Origin of the sequence: Collinsella sp. MSK.8.10 (assembly GCF_019041915.1) — a bacterium.
Taxonomy (GTDB): domain Bacteria; phylum Actinomycetota; class Coriobacteriia; order Coriobacteriales; family Coriobacteriaceae; genus Collinsella.
This window is the reverse complement of sequence record NZ_JAHPYF010000001.1, coordinates 442,852-458,164: the sequence shown is the minus strand read 5'-3', so window position 1 is coordinate 458,164 and position 15,313 is coordinate 442,852. Positions and strand designations below refer to the sequence as shown.

Below are 15,313 nucleotides of genomic sequence, written 5' to 3'. Positions count from 1 at the left end.
TTTGGTTCGCTGATACACTCAAATATGGATTCGAATGAATGCGCCGCTCCCGAGCGGCGTGTTTTTGTTGGAGGAGAACGCATGCGGCCCGGTGGCACTCAGACAAAGCGCGGCGCCGCGGTGCGCATACGACGCCGACTGGGCTTGGCGCCGCGGGCGTACGCACTGCTATCGTGCTCGCTGGTGCTGGTCATAGCTGGCGTTTCTGCCTATGGCATGACCGTGCCGTCCATGATGCAGGCGCATGCCGCACGCGAACCGCGCGTGGGGCATGAGGTCAAAAGCGATCTGGGCACCACGACTGGATATGCTTGGGCAAGTGTGGTCGGGCATATTGTGTTTGGCACCGACGATGCGGACGGCGCCGAGGCCCCGGACAACGAAGTCACGCTTGCCAATGGCAAAACCATCGTGCTCACCAACACCAAGATCATCGATCGATTGTCCAACAATAGCGTGGCGGCAACGGTGAATAAGGTCGAGCAGCAAAAGGAGCAGGACGCCCAGCAGTCCGGAAAGCCCGGTAGCTCGGATACTTCTGGCTCCGGCTCGGATTCATCGAGTTCGGGCGGCGGCTCTGGGTCGGGTTCCTCTACCGGAGGGCCTGGAAACGGCGGCTCGACGGGCGGCAACACTGACAACGATGCAAACTCCGGCGGCCTTTCCGCTGCTGAGGAAGAGAGCATTCACAGTTGGCTTGTGACCAAGTACAACATGCTCGACGGCTATGTTTCTCGTGCCAATGATGTGGTCTCGACCTATAACTCTACGGGAGATCCTAGGCCGTGCGACAGCCTGGTCGGGGAGATGTTTGTCATTCGAGCCGAGTTCGGTCGTCAGACATTCTCGCCCCGGTCAAAGTGGTATCAGCAGTATGCCAATCTGTGGGGCTGTTACACCAACCTATGTCAATGGGTCGGCCATTACGGCGATGATGACGTCGCGCTCGGTAACTTCAACAATAACGTGGCGGCGCTTGCCCTATGATGACCGATCTTGCATCCACCACACCACAATCGCTCGGTCGCGATCCGATGGTCGGCCTGCGCCTGGCGCGTGTCGACGGGTTTGAGCCGGCCATTGCGCTCGGTCAGGACGAACTGCCTGCCTATCTGCGTCGTTTTACGATGTTGTTTGCCGACGATGCCACCATGCGCCGTGGCGGTATCGGCCGCGTGACGCGTGCCGTCAACGCCCAAGGCGAGGCCGTGGCGCTCAAGCAGCTCATCTTGCCGGCGCGCGATGAGTTTGACGACGATGCCGCTCACGAGGCGCTGGTCGCCAAGTTCAAGGCGGCGTTTCGCGAGGAATACGAATGCCATCGCGCCCTTTCGGGCCTTAAGGGCTTTCCCTGCCTCTATGGCTGGGGCGAGGTCGACGGTGTGCCTGCAATTGTCATGGAATGGGTCGAGGGCGAGACGCTTGCCCGCTTGCGTTCGCGACTCGCCGTGGACGATGCCGGACGCCTGTCGCCGCTTGTGGCGGCGCGTCTGGGTCGCGACCTGTTCGATCTGCTCTGCCGTATGAGCCTGGTGGGCGAGGGCTTTGTCCATCGCGATATCTCGCCCGCTAATATTATGGTGCGTACGGCGCGCCTGCCGCTTGACCGGCAGCTTGCCGAGGGCACCTTTGACCTGTGCCTGATCGACTTTGGCTCGTCGCTGGCGCTCGAGCCTGCGTCGGCCGTGGCCGGTACCGGCGGCAAGGCGTCGTTTACGGAGCGTTATGCCACGCTGCGTCGCGCGACGGTTGCCTATGCCCCGCCCGAGATGCTCACCGACGATATTCCCGACCTGCGCGCTTTGCGTATGTCGCCGGCGATCGACGTCTATGCCGCGGCAAGCACGGTTTACGAGCTCATTGCCGGCGTCGCGCCATACGAAGCCGCGCCGGGCACTTCGGGCACCTCGTGTTCGCGCAAAAAGACGCGCGACATCGCCAGCCCCTATCGTCTCAAGATGGACACGCGCCCCGACTATCCCATTGGTGTCCATGCGCCCGGTTGTGATTTGACTCAGCTGCTTCGTCGTGAGCCCGATGTGGCGCTCGCCGCGGCCGAGCAGGCCCAGCAGCTGGGGCTTGAGCCGGATTCCGAAGAGCTACGCGATGCACTGGCGTTTGTCGATGCCCAGCTGTTCGACGTGGTGATGGCCTGTCTGTCCAGCCATCAAAAAGATCGTCCCGAGCCGGCGGCGGTCGAGGCGGCGCTCTCGGCGTTTTGTGACCACTATACGCAAAATGTCGGTCGTTCGCTCCGCGGCGAGCCGCTCACGCCGTGCCCCATGGATGCGTCCGGCCGCGCGGTTCGTCGCGCGCTGATGGTCGGCGCGACGGTCGTCTGTGGCGTGGTTTGGGCTGTGGTCGTGGTTTCGGCCACGCTGCTGGCGTCGGGCGCTCGCGTGACGGCGACTTTGGGATCGCTCGTGTGGTCTGGGTCGCTACCGGGTATTATTGCCGCACTGGCGTTGGCGCTGCCAGGCATAGCCGGCGTTGCCGCGGGGGCACTTGCACGTGATCGGCGCTCGGGCTTCCTGCAGGGTGTGCTTGCGCTTTCTGCCTGCGAGGTTCCGGTGTTGGTTGTGGCTGCATGTAGCGTATTTTCCCAACGCGCCGTGATGGGCGGCCTTGTTGCCGCTCTGGTTGCAACCTATACGCTTACGTGGTTTTTGCTTGCGATGGGCTTTGCCTTTGAACTTCCCGTTTCGGCACCGCGACGCACAAAAGCCCAGATGGCGACTCCGCTTGCCGGTGGAGCCGCAGCTGCCCGTACTTTTGGCGGACCTGTCGAAGTATCGTCCGATTCTATTTCTACGACCAAGGAGGCCTAGGTCATGGCATCTCAAGTTGAGCTCACCCCATGCGGGGCCATGTTTGACATCTTTAAGCGCGCGGCGCATCTGAGCCATATCGAGCTGTGCGGCTTGGTGCTTTCGTCCCGTCCGCTCGCCGACGGCCGCAGCCCGCAGAGCCGAGCCGCCGATCGCTCTTGGGTTTCCCGCTTTATCGTTCGCGCGCCGGTCGGCACGCTTCAGCAGCGCTACTTTGCCGAATACGGTACCTCGGCTGCGCGTATTATGTCGCAACTGGCCCTGCGCCAGCGCAATCCCATGGACTCCACGGCTGTGATCAATATGGTGTGCGGTCCTGCAGGTGAACCGATGGTACACGCGCTCGAAGAATGCCACCAGGACACGAATCTCTATCGCAACGCGCTCGATCGCCTGTCCCAGGCGGCGGAACTCATGCCCGCCGAGCGCGCCGAGGCCGTGCTGGTGCTGTTTGTCGCCGTCGGTTGTTCGGCGGATGTGCGGTCCTCGGTGAACTATGCCATCGACTACGCACACGCGACCTGTGGCGGAGGCACATCCACGCCGCGTTCGCTTGGCATGTCGCTGACTGCGGGCGAACGCGAACCCGCCCCGGCGCACCCCTTGGGCTTGCTGCGCGTGCAAAACAGTTTTGTCGTGAGCGCCCCGCGCTGGATTCAGCCGAGTGAGCAGGGTGTTGAGATTGGCGCGCTGGCCACTGGTGAGGGCGATATTACCGACGTCGGCGACGATGTCTCGGCCCGCCATGCCCATATCTGGTGCGATGCTCAAAATATCTGGCACGTCGAGGACTTGTCGTCCACCAACGGAACCGTGGTGGTAAACGGGGCCACGCGCGTCTGCATTCAGGTCGAGCCCGGCCGTTCCGCCCAACTCAATCCCGGCGACGAGCTCAAGCTCGGCGAATCCACTACCTATGCCATTCTCTTCGGTGCCCTCTAGCCGGCAGTTAGGGACGTTCCTTTTCTGCCGGCACTTGGGGACACTCCTTGGCGCGCCAGGGCCGGCCGCTTGGGACGAGGGGCCATTTCGCCCCTTGGCGGTCAGTCGGGGTAAACCTTTACCGCACGCCTATATTTGCCGAAATTACACTTGACGGCGGGGTACAATAAACCCGCATGCGGATTTCCGTTGCGGGCGCTTCCCATCGCCGGGGCGTGCCCGGGAGCATCCGGCATGCGGCCTTTGCGGCGCTCGGTCATGTGCAAGACGGGCGGTCGGGCCTGTAGGGCGCATCAGTTGCCCCTCGCCTCGGCATGTCTTCTCTCCACGCCATGTACCTGCTGCTGAGCCTGCCTGCCAGATGATTGGAAGCAACAGCGTAAATCCCATCACGCCAACATCCCGGCGATCGCCGGGGCCTGTATACCTATATGAGAGGAGAGGGGTATATGGCGCGTAAGTTTAAGTCTATGGACGGCAACGAGGCGGCCGCATATGTTTCGTATGCGTACACCGAGGTAGCGGGAATCTATCCCATTACGCCGTCCAGCCCGATGGCCGACCATGTCGACCAGTGGGCGGCCCAGGGTCGCAAGAATATCTTCGGCACCCCGGTCAAGGTCGTCGAGATGGAGTCCGAGGCAGGTGCAGCCGGTACCGTTCACGGTTCGCTGGGCGCCGGTGCTCTGACCACCACCTACACGGCTTCTCAGGGTCTGCTCCTGATGATCCCGAACATGTACAAGATCGCGGGCGAGCAGCTCCCGGGCGTCTTCCACGTCTCCGCGCGTTGCGTCGCTTCCCACGCCCTGAACATTTTTGGCGATCACTCCGACGTCATGGCCTGTCGTCAGACCGGCTTCGCCATGCTCGCCGAGGGCAACGTCCAGGAGGTCATGGACCTCTCGCCGGTGGCTCACCTTGCCGCCATCGAGGGTAAGACCCCGTTCCTTAACTTCTTCGACGGCTTCCGCACCAGCCACGAGATCCAGAAGGTCGCCATGTGGGACTACAAGGATCTGGCCGAGATGTGCGACATGGACGCCGTCCAGGCTTTCCGCGACCACGCGCTCAACCCTGAGCACCCGCACACCCGCGGCAGCCACGAGAACGGCGATATCTTCTTCCAGAACCGTGAGGCCTGCAACAAGGTCTACGACGAGCTTCCCGCCGTCGTCGAGGGCTACATGAAGAAGATCAACGAGAAGCTCGGCACCGATTACGGCCTGTTCAACTACTACGGCGCTCCCGATGCCGACCGCGTCGTCGTGTGCATGGGCTCCTTCTGCGACGTGCTTGAGGAAGTCATCGACTACCTCAACGCTCACGGCGAGAAGGTCGGCCTGGTCAAGGTTCGTCTGTTCCGTCCGTTCTCCATCAAGCACTTCGTCGACGTTCTCCCCGAGACCGTCCAGAAGATTGCCGTCATGGACCGTACCAAGGAGCCGGGTTCTATCGGCGAGCCGCTCTACCAGGACGTCGTCTCCGCTCTCTACGAGGCTGGCAAGACGGGCATCAAGGTCGTCGGCGGCCGTTATGGCTTGGGCAGCAAGGACACGCCTCCCGCGTCCGCGTTCGCTGTCTTCGAGGAGCTCAAGAAGGACGAGCCCAAGCGCGAGTTCACCATCGGCATTGTCGATGACGTGACCAACCTGAGCCTGCCCGAGGTCGAGGATGCGCCCAACACCGCAGCCCCCGGCACCATCGAGTGCAAGTTCTGGGGTCTGGGTGGCGACGGTACCGTCGGCGCCAACAAGAACTCGATCAAGATCATCGGCGACCACACCGACAAGTACGTCCAGGCCTACTTCCAGTACGACTCCAAGAAGACCGGCGGCGTCACCGTCTCGCACCTGCGCTTTGGTGATTCTCCGATCCGTTCGCCGTACTACGTGACCAAGGCCGATTTTGTCGCCTGCCACAACCCCAGCTACATCGTTAAGGGCTTCAAGATGGTTCGCGACGTCAAGCCGGGCGGCACCTTCCTGGTCAACTGCCAGTGGAGCGACGAGGAGTTCGCCGAGCACATGCCCGCCGTGGCCAAGCGCTACATCGCGAACAACAACGTCAACGTCTACCTGATCGACGCTATCGACCTGGCGGCCAAGGTCGGCATGGGCAAGCGCACCAACACGGTGCTCCAGTCTGCCTTCTTCGCGCTGGCCAAGGTCCTGCCCGCCGAGGACGCCCTGCAGTACATGAAGGACGCGGCTACCAAGTCCTACATGAAGAAGGGCCAGGCTATCGTCGACGCCAACCACAAGGCCATCGATGCCGGCGCTACCGCTTTCCGTAAGTTCGAGGTTCCGGCCGACTGGGCTACCGCCGAGGACGCCGCTCCCGTCGAGCTCTCCGAGGAGACCAAGTCCGCCATCGCCCAGCAGGTCAAGAACCTGCTCGAGCCCATCGATCGCATGGATGGCGACAGCCTGCCCGTTTCTGCCTTCGTCGGTTGCGCCGACGGCCAGTTTGAGCTGGGCGCCTCCGCATACGAGAAGCGCGGCGTCGCCGTGGTCGTTCCTCACTGGGACGAGACCAAGTGCATCCAGTGCAACCAGTGCGCCTATGTGTGCCCGCATGCCACCATCCGTCCGTTCGCGATGACCGAGGACGAGGCTGCCGCCGCGCCCGAGGCTACCCGCACGCTCGACGCCATGGGCCCCAAGGCCAAGGGCATGAAGTTCACCATGGCCGTGTCCCCGCTCGACTGCATGGGCTGCACCAACTGCGTCAAGGTTTGCCCCAAGGGCGCCCTCGAGATGGTTCCCACCGAGCAGGAGATGGACCAGCAGCCCGTTTGGGACTACATGGTCGAGAACGTCTCCGAGAAGAAGGAGCTCATCGCGGCCAACGTCAAGGGCAGCCAGTTTAAGCAGCCCTACCTGGAGTTCTCCGGCTCCTGCGCCGGCTGCGCCGAGACCGCCTATGCACGTCTGGTGACCCAGGTCGCCGGCGACCGCATGTTCATTTCCAACGCCACCGGCTGCTCCTCCATTTGGGGCAACCCCGCTGCCACCGCTCCTTACTGCAAGGACAAGGACGGTCACGGCCCGGCGTGGAACAACTCCCTGTTCGAGGACAATGCCGAGCACGGTCTGGGCATGGCCGTTGGCTATGAGGCCGTTCAGCACAAGCTGATCGCCGCTACCCAGGACATCATCGCTGCCGATGGTCCGTCCGATGAGCTCAAGGCTGCCGGCCAGGCTTGGATCGACTCCGTCAACGACGCCGAGGCTTCCAAGACCGCTGCCGCTGCCTACGTTGCCGAGCTCGAGAAGTGCGGCTGCGACGCTTCCAAGGCGATCCTCGCCGACAAGGCTTACCTCACCAAGAAGTCCTTCTGGATCTTCGGCGGCGACGGTTGGGCCTACGACATCGGCTTCGGTGGCCTGGACCACGTCCTGGCTTCCGGCCACAACGTCAACGTCTTCGTCTTCGACACCGAGGTCTACTCCAACACCGGTGGTCAGGCCTCCAAGGCCTCGAACCTGGGCCAGGTCGCTCAGTTCGCCGCTGCCGGTAAGGTGACCAAGAAGAAGTCCCTGGCCGAGATCGCCATGAGCTACGGCTACGTCTACGTGGCGCAGGTCGCCATGGGCGCCAACCCGGCTCAGACCCTCAAGGCCATCCACGAGGCCGAGGCCTACGACGGCCCGTCCCTCATCATCGGCTATAGCCCCTGCGAGATGCACTCCATCAAGAAGGGTGGCATGCAGAACTGCCAGGCCGAGATGAAGAAGGCTGTCGAGTGCGGTTACTGGAACCTCTTCCGCTTCAACCCCGAGGCTGCTGCCGGCAAGAAGTTCTCGCTCGATTCCAAGGAGCCTGCGGGCGGTTATCAGGAGTTCCTGATGAACGAGGCCCGTTACGCTTCGCTGACGCGTTCCTTCCCCGAGCGCGCCGAGGAGCTCTTCAAGGAGAACGAGCAGGCCGCTATGGACCGCTACGCTCACCTGCTGAAGCTCAAGACGGTGTACAACGAGGCCTAGGTCTCCCACCGCAGGATCTGAGGGCTGACCTTCGCGGACGTCCTCGGACATGAAAGAACCCCCGCTGCGCACTACGTGCGGCGGGGGTTCTTTCGTCCTGCGGAGTGCCCGCGAAGGTTAGCCCTCAGATCCTGCTACGACTACGTCCTCGGATTGTGTGGGCGGATGAAGGACGTAGTTGGCGGGTATTCCATCCCTTTCGCTGTTTCGCGGCTTTGCCGCGAAACCTCGCGCCACTTTGGGGATGGATGGGGGACTTGGCTGTTGCCGCCTTTTCGGAGCTCTTCTTTATTCCTTATGCTGGATGAAAAGCCCCTTGTTTTTGCAGGGGTGCATACTCGACTTATATGTGCATAGAATCTCGTATAGTGCGAGTAAGATATTGCGCTGTCCGTTTTGTGTTTAGCAGAGATGTAGTTTGCATAATCCGACATAATCCTTGCTTCATTTAAATAAAGTCGCACGTAAATTACGTAGATATGTCTGAGCTGGAGTTCTGTACGCTGAGCGGATAAAAACGACCGTTCACCGTTCCGCTATTTTCAAAATGAATAAAATGAGCGATAAAGAGAATATAAACCTTAATAAACTCGCGTATCGCACGGACGCGGGTTATTAATGGGTTGTAGGCCTTTTACAGAAAGGATTCCAGCAATGTCTAAGCCTCTTGGTAAGCCCGATCGTATTGTCGTCGCCCTTGGCGGCAACGCCCTCGGCAACAACCCCGTCGAGCAGATCGAGGCCGTGAGCAACACCGCCCATGCCCTCCTCGGCCTCATCGAGCAGGGCAACGAGATCATCATCACCCACGGCAACGGCCCGCAGGTCGGCATGATCCAGAACGCCTTCGCCGCTGCCCACGATGCCATCGGTACCCCCGAGATGCCGCTGCCCGAGTGCGGCGCCATGTCCCAGGGCTACATTGGTTATCACCTGCAGCAGGGCATCGGCCGCGAGATGCACAAGCGCTATAAGCGTTGGCACGCCGCCACCGTCGTCACCCAGATCGAGTGCGATCCCGACGATCCCGCGTTCAAGAACCCGACCAAGCCGATCGGTCCCTTCTATACCGAGGAGCAGGCCAAGGAGTTCATGGCCGAGGATCCCTCCAAGGTCTTCGTCGAGGATTCCGGCCGCGGCTGGCGTCGCGTCGTCGCTTCCCCCGATCCCAAGAAGATCGTCGAGGCCGACTCCATCCTCAACCTGCTCGACAACGAGTTCATCGTCATCGCCTGCGGTGGCGGCGGCATCCCCGTCGTCCGCGACTACGAGAACAAGGGCTGCTACAAGGGCGTTCCCGCCGTCATCGACAAGGACCTGGGCGGCGAGCTGTTGGCCGAGGACTGCGACGCTGACGTTCTGTTCCTGCTGACCGCCGTTGAGCATGTCGCCATCAACTTCGGCAAGCCCAACCAGGAGGAGCTCGAGGACCTCACCGCCGACGAGGCCGAGCGCCTGGCCGACGAGGGCCAGTTCGGCAAGGGTTCCATGGAGCCCAAGGTTCGCGCTGCTATCAAGTTCGCGCGTTCCCGCAAGGGTCGTACCTGCATCATCGGCGCTCTGGACAAGGCCGCCGAGACCATGGCCGGCCTCTCCGGTACCCGCATCCACGAGTAGTCTCTACTCTGCTGCCTCTCTTGTGGGCGCCAGGCAAAGCGCCCACAAACTAGCCTCTCTTCATGAGCCCCGCAGTCCGCTCCGACTGCGGGGCTTTTGCTATTCACCTAGTCATTGGGGACGTTCTTAAATGACTAGTCAAACAAGAGCGCCCCCAATGACCACTCATTTAAGTCTGTCCCCAATGACTAGTAGTAGGCCCACATGGCTTCGACTTCGTTGAGGACCTCTACGACGCCCCAGCGGCGGGCGCTGCGGTTGGCCGAGTTGGGGTCGTAGACGCCAATCTGGTTGGCGTTGTCGATGCCGTAGAGCACGATGTAGTGGCCTACGTTGGTAAACGTACCGGGGCGCACTGCGGCGATGACGGGCGCACCCGAGCGAAGTGCTTGGGTAATCGATTCGCGATCGTTATAGAGCTGTGTTCCGTTGAGCCCTAGCTGCCACGCACCGCCTGTCATAAACGACCACTCGGTGGCACCAGTGGGGGCGTAGTTGCCGGCTTCGGCCAGTGCGCATACATCGACCGGCGTCTTATCGGTGTGGCCGGTCTTAAAGATATAGACCATGGTGAGGCAAGTGGGACCGCAAGCGTTTTCTCGAATAGTGCCACCGGCATAGGGCAGCTCCGACCATGCGGGGTCAATTTGGTAGATGTGGGGCATGGCGCCGGCCTGCCATTGCGAGCGTGGGGTCGAGAACGCAAAGGAGTAACCGGGCGCGACGGGAGCTTTAAGCAGCTTGTCCTCGGCAGTGGGCTCAAGACCGGCTGATCCGTGGGAGATACAGGATCCCAAAAACACAAAGACGAGGCAGGCGGCAATGGAGCAAAGCGCAAGGCGTAGGCGGCGGGCCGGAAGCGCGTGGCTTGTGGTGTGCGACGCGGGGTGAGGGGCGGAATTGCCGCGATCGCGTTGAGGTCGCGAAAAGGAGCGCTTGACGTAGTAGTCGGTCTTACGGCGATCGTAGCGGCGTGGCTGCGATGTGCCGGTCTGGCGTTGGCGTGTGCTCGTACTTACACGGTCTGACTGCTGCACGGTACGGCTTTGCTGCCGCGAAGAAGCCCCGAGCTGCTCTTGGGGGCGCTGCGGGTTGTCGTTGTCGGAGGTGATTTTGGGCGTTGACGTGGTGCGGCCGGCAAGGCGCACGCTTTGTGGCCGTTGGTCGCCGTCATTGTATCCGTATGCCATTCGAATCACCTTGCCTCATGTGTAACTTGTCTATCCTACATAAAAAGATGCACGACACATGGGTATGTGCGCCAAAAGCCTGACAAATGGTATGAACGTTGCCGCGCCGCGCGCCAAGCGTCACGGCAACAGGTATTCAAAAGCAGACAAGATGAAAGCGTCCAAGACGAATGACGTCTCCCGCCGTTCGTCCCAAAAACGGTGCCGCTCGTTTTGCAATTCTGCCTTCGGTCGAGCTGCGAGCGGCGCTGCTGCGCCAAGGCCGTATCTTAAAGCCATGGAATAAAAGCGCGCGGCAAAACGGACCGCGCAAGGGGTGACGCCAAGGGCGTCAAACAGGAAAGGAGGGGAACAATGGCGGACAAGAACGCAGAAGTTGCAGTCGAGGATAACGGCGGCATGAAGAAAACGCTTTCGCTCTGGAACTTCTTCACCATCGGCTTCGGTGCCATCATCGGTACCGGTTGGGTTCTGCAGGTCGGCGACTGGATGGTCGTGGGCGGCGGTCCCGTTCCCGCTATGATCGCATTCCTCTTGGGTGCAATCTTCCTCGTGCCCGTCGGAGCTGTTTTCGGTGAGCTCACGGCTGCTATCCCCATCTCGGGCGGCATTGTCGAGTATGTCGATCGTAGCTTTGGCCGTACGCTGAGCTACATCACCGGATGGCTTTTGGCCCTGGGCAACGGCATCCTGTGCCCGTGGGAGGCCATCGCCATTTCGACCCTCGTGTCTGAAATGTTCGGCAGCCTGCCCGGCCTTGAGTGGCTGCGCGCCGTCAAGCTCTACACCATCCTGGGGGCCGACGTTTACCTGTTCCCGACGCTGATCGCGCTCGGCTTTGCAGTCTACGTCATCTTCCTCAATTTCCGCGGTGCCAGCTCGGCTGCCAAGCTCCAGGCCTTCCTGACCAAGGCCCTGCTCTGCGGCATGCTGCTCGCCATGGGCGTCTCGCTGTTCACCGGCTCGCCGGACAATGCCATGCCCGTGTTCTCCCAGGTCACCGGCGCTGGCGGCGGCAAGGCCGCTACCGAGAGCACCAGCCTGTTTGCCGGCATCGTGTCGGTCCTGGTTCTGACCCCGTTCTTCTACGCTGGCTTCGACACCATTCCTCAGCAGGCTGAGGAAGCAGCCGAGGGCCTCAACTGGAACAAGTTCGGCAAGATCATCTCCCTGGCTCTGCTGGCCGCTGGCGGCTTCTACATGGTCTGCATCTACTCGTTCGGCACCATCCTCGACTGGCATGAGTTCGTTAAGAGCCCGGTTCCCGCGCTCGCCTGCCTCAAGGGCATCAACATGCTTCTGTACCTGGCCATGCTCGTCATCGCCACGCTTGGACCCATGGGCCCGATGAACTCCTTCTACGGCGCCACGAGCCGCATCATGCTCGCCATGGGCCGCAAGGGCCAGTTGCCCGAGCAGTTCGCCGAGGTCGACCCCAAGTCTGGCGCTCCCAAGCTCGCCTGCGTCGTTCTGGGCGTCATCACCGTCGTCGGTCCGTTCCTGGGCAAGAACATGCTCATCCCTCTGACCAACGTGTCGGCTCTCGCCTTCATCTTCTCCTGCGGCATGGTCGCCCTCGCTTGCCTGCGCATGCGCTTCACCGAGCCCGACCTACCTCGTCCCTACGAGGTGCCCGGTGGCAAGTTTGGCATCTCCCTCGCTATCGCTGCCTGCGCCATCATCATCGGCCTGCTTGTGATTCCGTTCTCTCCCGCCTCCCTCAACATGGTGGAGTGGAGCATCGTGATCGGCTGGTTGGCTATTGGCCTGGCCCTCATGGCTTTCACCAATTCCCGCAAAAAGTAACGCCGAGCCGGGGCGGATCAGGTGCGCGGGCCCCTCTCTTCCGCGCACCGAACCCGGCGCCACTTGGGTAGCTTTGTGAGGCCTTAACCCAACACGGCCTCGCCCACTATATGGATCCATAAGGAGGAACCATGTCCACTAAGTATGCAATCGTTGGCGGCAAGCTCATCGACGGTACCGGTGCCGAGCCGGTCGAGAACTCCCTCGTTCTCGTCGACGACAACGGCAAGATCGAGTACGCCGGTGCTATGCAGGACCTTCCCGAGGGCGTTGAGGTTATCGACGCCGCCGGCAAGACCGTCCTTCCCGGCCTGATCGACACCCACCTGCACTTCTCGGGCAACCTGACCGACGATGATACCGATTGGGTCATGCAGCCGCTCCTCGAGAAGCAGGCCGTCGCCGTGAAGCAGGCCTACGACTGCCTCACCCACGGCCTCACCACCGTCTGCGAGATCGGCCGCTTTGGTATCCAGATCCGTGACTGCATCGACAAGGGCGTCTTCAAGGGCCCGCGCGTTCTGGCCACCGGCCTTGGCTTCTGCCGCGTTGCCGGCCACGGCGACTCCCACCACTGCAGCCAGGAGCTCAACAAGGAATCGCACCCCTGGGGCGATCAGGTCGACGGTCCTTGGGATCTGCGCAAGGCCGTCCGTCGTCGCCTGCGCGAGAACCCCGATGCCATCAAGATCTGGGCTACCGGTGGCGGCATCTGGCGCTGGGACTCCGGCCGCGACCAGCACTACTGCTCCGAGGAGATTCAGGCCGTGGTCGAAGAGGCCAAGATGGTCGGCATCCCCGTGTGGAGCCACTGCTACAACAACCACGCCGCTGCCTACGATTCCGTTCGCTTTGGCTGCGAGCAGCTGATTCACGGCTTCGATATCGATGAGCGTACCATGGACCTCATGGCCGAGCAGGGCACCTTCTTCACCCCGACGATCGCCTTCCTGCCCACCTGGTACGCCACCTATCCGCCCGTCTACGTCCCCGAGCTGCACGACAAGTACGAGGGCACCCTGGTCGAGAAGGAGCTGCAGCGCAACTACGACTGCCTGCGCGAGGCCAAGAAGCGCGGCGTCGTCATGACGATCGGCTCCGACTCCTTCTCCTTCGTCACCCCGTACGGCACCTGCTCCATCGAGGAGATGTACGAGTTCGTCGACAAGATCGGCTTCACCCCGGTCGAGACCATCACCTGTGCCACCCTCAACGGTGCCAAGATGTGCCACATCGAGGACGAGACCGGTTCCATCGAGGCCGGCAAGTGCGCCGACCTGCTGGTCGTCAACGGTGACGTCGCCGCCGACATCCACGTGCTCAACACCGACAACATGGACGTCATCATGAAGGACGGCTGGATTGTCGAGGGCGGCACCTTCGGCGAGGCAAACAAGTACAGCGCCTAAGCTACCGTTCATCGATGGCTTGATGTAAAACACAGTATTTGATTGCATAATGCATTGGAGAGGGTCGCTTGCGGCCCTCTTTATTGCTATGGGGTGCGTCAGTAAGAAGGGGATGACGGTGGATCTCAATAGACTGATTCTGGGCAAGAGCTACAACTCTACCAAGGTCTTTCGTACCGCTCAGCATGTGGTTCAAGCCATCTTGCTCGGTATTGTCGTTCCGCTGCTTATCCTGCTGCTCATCTGGGATCTAACCGATAATCCCAATCCCGTTCCGGCCGTTGTCGTCATTGCCGGCTTGGTCATGCTGTGCTTCTTCTTCTCGTACGTCTTTGTCGTTCCCGATGATCTCACGTCGAGCGCTACCGACCGCACGCTCGCCATCGCATCGAAAATATTCGCCTATACGTCGCGCGGCCTTACGCCCGAAGCTGCCCTGGGCGCCTCTAAGATCATCCTGTCCGAAACTATCGCCTCTGCCATCTGCTTTACCGACGGCAAGCAGGTGCTGGCGAGCTGGGGCGAGGGTTCGGCAAAGTGCCCCGCGGGCACCCCGGTGGTGCTGCGGACTACGCTCAACGTGATCAACAGCGGTGAGCAAAGCGTGTTCTCGCGCGATGCCTCGACCGAGACGGGTGGCTATTTTCCGCGCCTGCGCGCCGGTATTGTCGCACCGCTTACCGTGCGCGGGCATTGCGTGGGCACGCTCGAGCTGTATTATCCCCGTCTGAGCAGCATCGATATGCGCCAGACGGCGCTTGCCTCGGGCTTTGCCGACCTCATTTCCACGCAGCTTGCGAGCTTTGAGCTCGAGCGTCAGGACGAGCTTACGGCCCGCGTGGAGCTGCGCGCCTTGCAATCGCAGGTCGATCCTCATTTTCTGTTTAACACCATCAGCACCATCGTGTCGCTCGTACGTACCGAGCCGGACAAGGCCAGATCGCTGCTGATCGACTTTTCCAATTACTACCGTCAGACGCTTTCTGATTCCGATACCCTCACAACGCTCGAGCACGAGGTGGAACAGGGCACTCGCTATATCAATCTTATGCAGGCTCGTTATGGCGACGGCCGTCTGCGCGTCTCGGTCGATATCGACTTTGAGGTGCGCGATTGCATGGTGCCGCCGTTTATCTTGCAGCCGTTGCTCGAAAACTGCATCAAGCACGCGCAGCGCGAGACCGAGCCGCTTTCTATTCATGTTAGGGCTTTCGAGACCGATGACGGTTTGGAGATCATCGTCGAGGACGACGGCATCGGTATGAGCGAAGAGGTCTGCGCGCATCTGTTTGAGCAGCATCGCCGAGAGGAGCCCGAGAGCATTACCGCCGACGGCTCCGTCAAGCGAGGTTGCGGCCTGGCGCTCTTCAACGTGCTTCAGCGCATCCATTTTTTTTACGGAGAAGATTCCGGCATGCGCGTGAAGTCCCAGGAGGGCGTGGGAACGCAGGTCATCGTCGAGCTGAACGGCGAGCCGCATGAGCCCGCGCCGTTGACGGCGTAGCACGCGGTTGGATTGAGAGAAAAAGAGG

At 61.4% G+C, this 15,313-nt stretch carries 9 protein-coding genes; 8 read left to right on the top strand and 1 reads right to left on the bottom strand.

Translation table 11 applies throughout. The features are described from left to right. Positions 1–81: 81 nt before the first annotated feature. The 5 genes from KTF55_RS01890 (at position 82) to arcC (ending at position 9,376) form a co-directional block, all read left to right on the top strand. Positions 82–987, top strand: a complete 906-nt coding sequence (locus KTF55_RS01890; protein WP_217107481.1) for a hypothetical protein — start codon at positions 82–84, stop codon at positions 985–987. Then, entirely contained in the window at positions 984–2,828 is a 1,845-nt protein-coding gene (locus KTF55_RS01885; RefSeq protein WP_217107482.1) for a hypothetical protein, read from the top strand. The genes KTF55_RS01890 and KTF55_RS01885 overlap by 4 nt, the downstream gene beginning before the upstream one ends. A 3-nt stretch (positions 2,829–2,831) precedes the next feature. After that, positions 2,832–3,770, top strand: coding sequence for an FHA domain-containing protein (locus KTF55_RS01880; RefSeq protein WP_217107483.1), 939 nt, complete (start codon positions 2,832–2,834; stop codon positions 3,768–3,770). Positions 3,771–4,219: 449 nt separating this feature from the next. After that, positions 4,220–7,759 (top strand): pyruvate:ferredoxin (flavodoxin) oxidoreductase, encoded by a 3,540-nt coding sequence (gene nifJ, locus KTF55_RS01875; RefSeq protein WP_217107484.1) that lies wholly within the window; start codon positions 4,220–4,222, stop codon positions 7,757–7,759. Between the two features lie 654 nt (positions 7,760–8,413). After that, positions 8,414–9,376, top strand: a complete 963-nt coding sequence (arcC, locus tag KTF55_RS01870) for a carbamate kinase (protein WP_006235166.1) — start codon at positions 8,414–8,416, stop codon at positions 9,374–9,376. Positions 9,377–9,564: 188 nt separating this feature from the next. Here arcC and KTF55_RS09925 read toward each other — a convergent pair whose 3' ends face one another. Continuing rightward, positions 9,565–10,566 (bottom strand): C39 family peptidase, encoded by a 1,002-nt coding sequence (locus KTF55_RS09925; protein WP_226790489.1) that lies wholly within the window; start codon positions 10,564–10,566, stop codon positions 9,565–9,567. Positions 10,567–10,920: 354 nt separating this feature from the next. Here KTF55_RS09925 and KTF55_RS01860 point away from each other — a divergent pair, with 354 nt between their 5' ends. The 3 genes from KTF55_RS01860 (at position 10,921) to KTF55_RS01850 (ending at position 15,285) form a co-directional block, all read left to right on the top strand. Then, complete coding sequence (locus KTF55_RS01860; protein ID WP_217107485.1) at positions 10,921–12,372, top strand: APC family permease; 1,452 nt, start codon at positions 10,921–10,923, stop codon at positions 12,370–12,372. Positions 12,373–12,503: 131 nt separating this feature from the next. Next, a complete protein-coding gene (locus KTF55_RS01855) occupies positions 12,504–13,781 on the top strand; it encodes an amidohydrolase family protein (protein WP_055285286.1) in 1,278 nt (425 codons plus the stop codon). A 112-nt stretch (positions 13,782–13,893) separates the two neighbouring features. After that, positions 13,894–15,285, top strand: coding sequence for a sensor histidine kinase (locus KTF55_RS01850; protein WP_254179401.1), 1,392 nt, complete (start codon positions 13,894–13,896; stop codon positions 15,283–15,285). Positions 15,286–15,313: the final 28 nt, after the last annotated feature.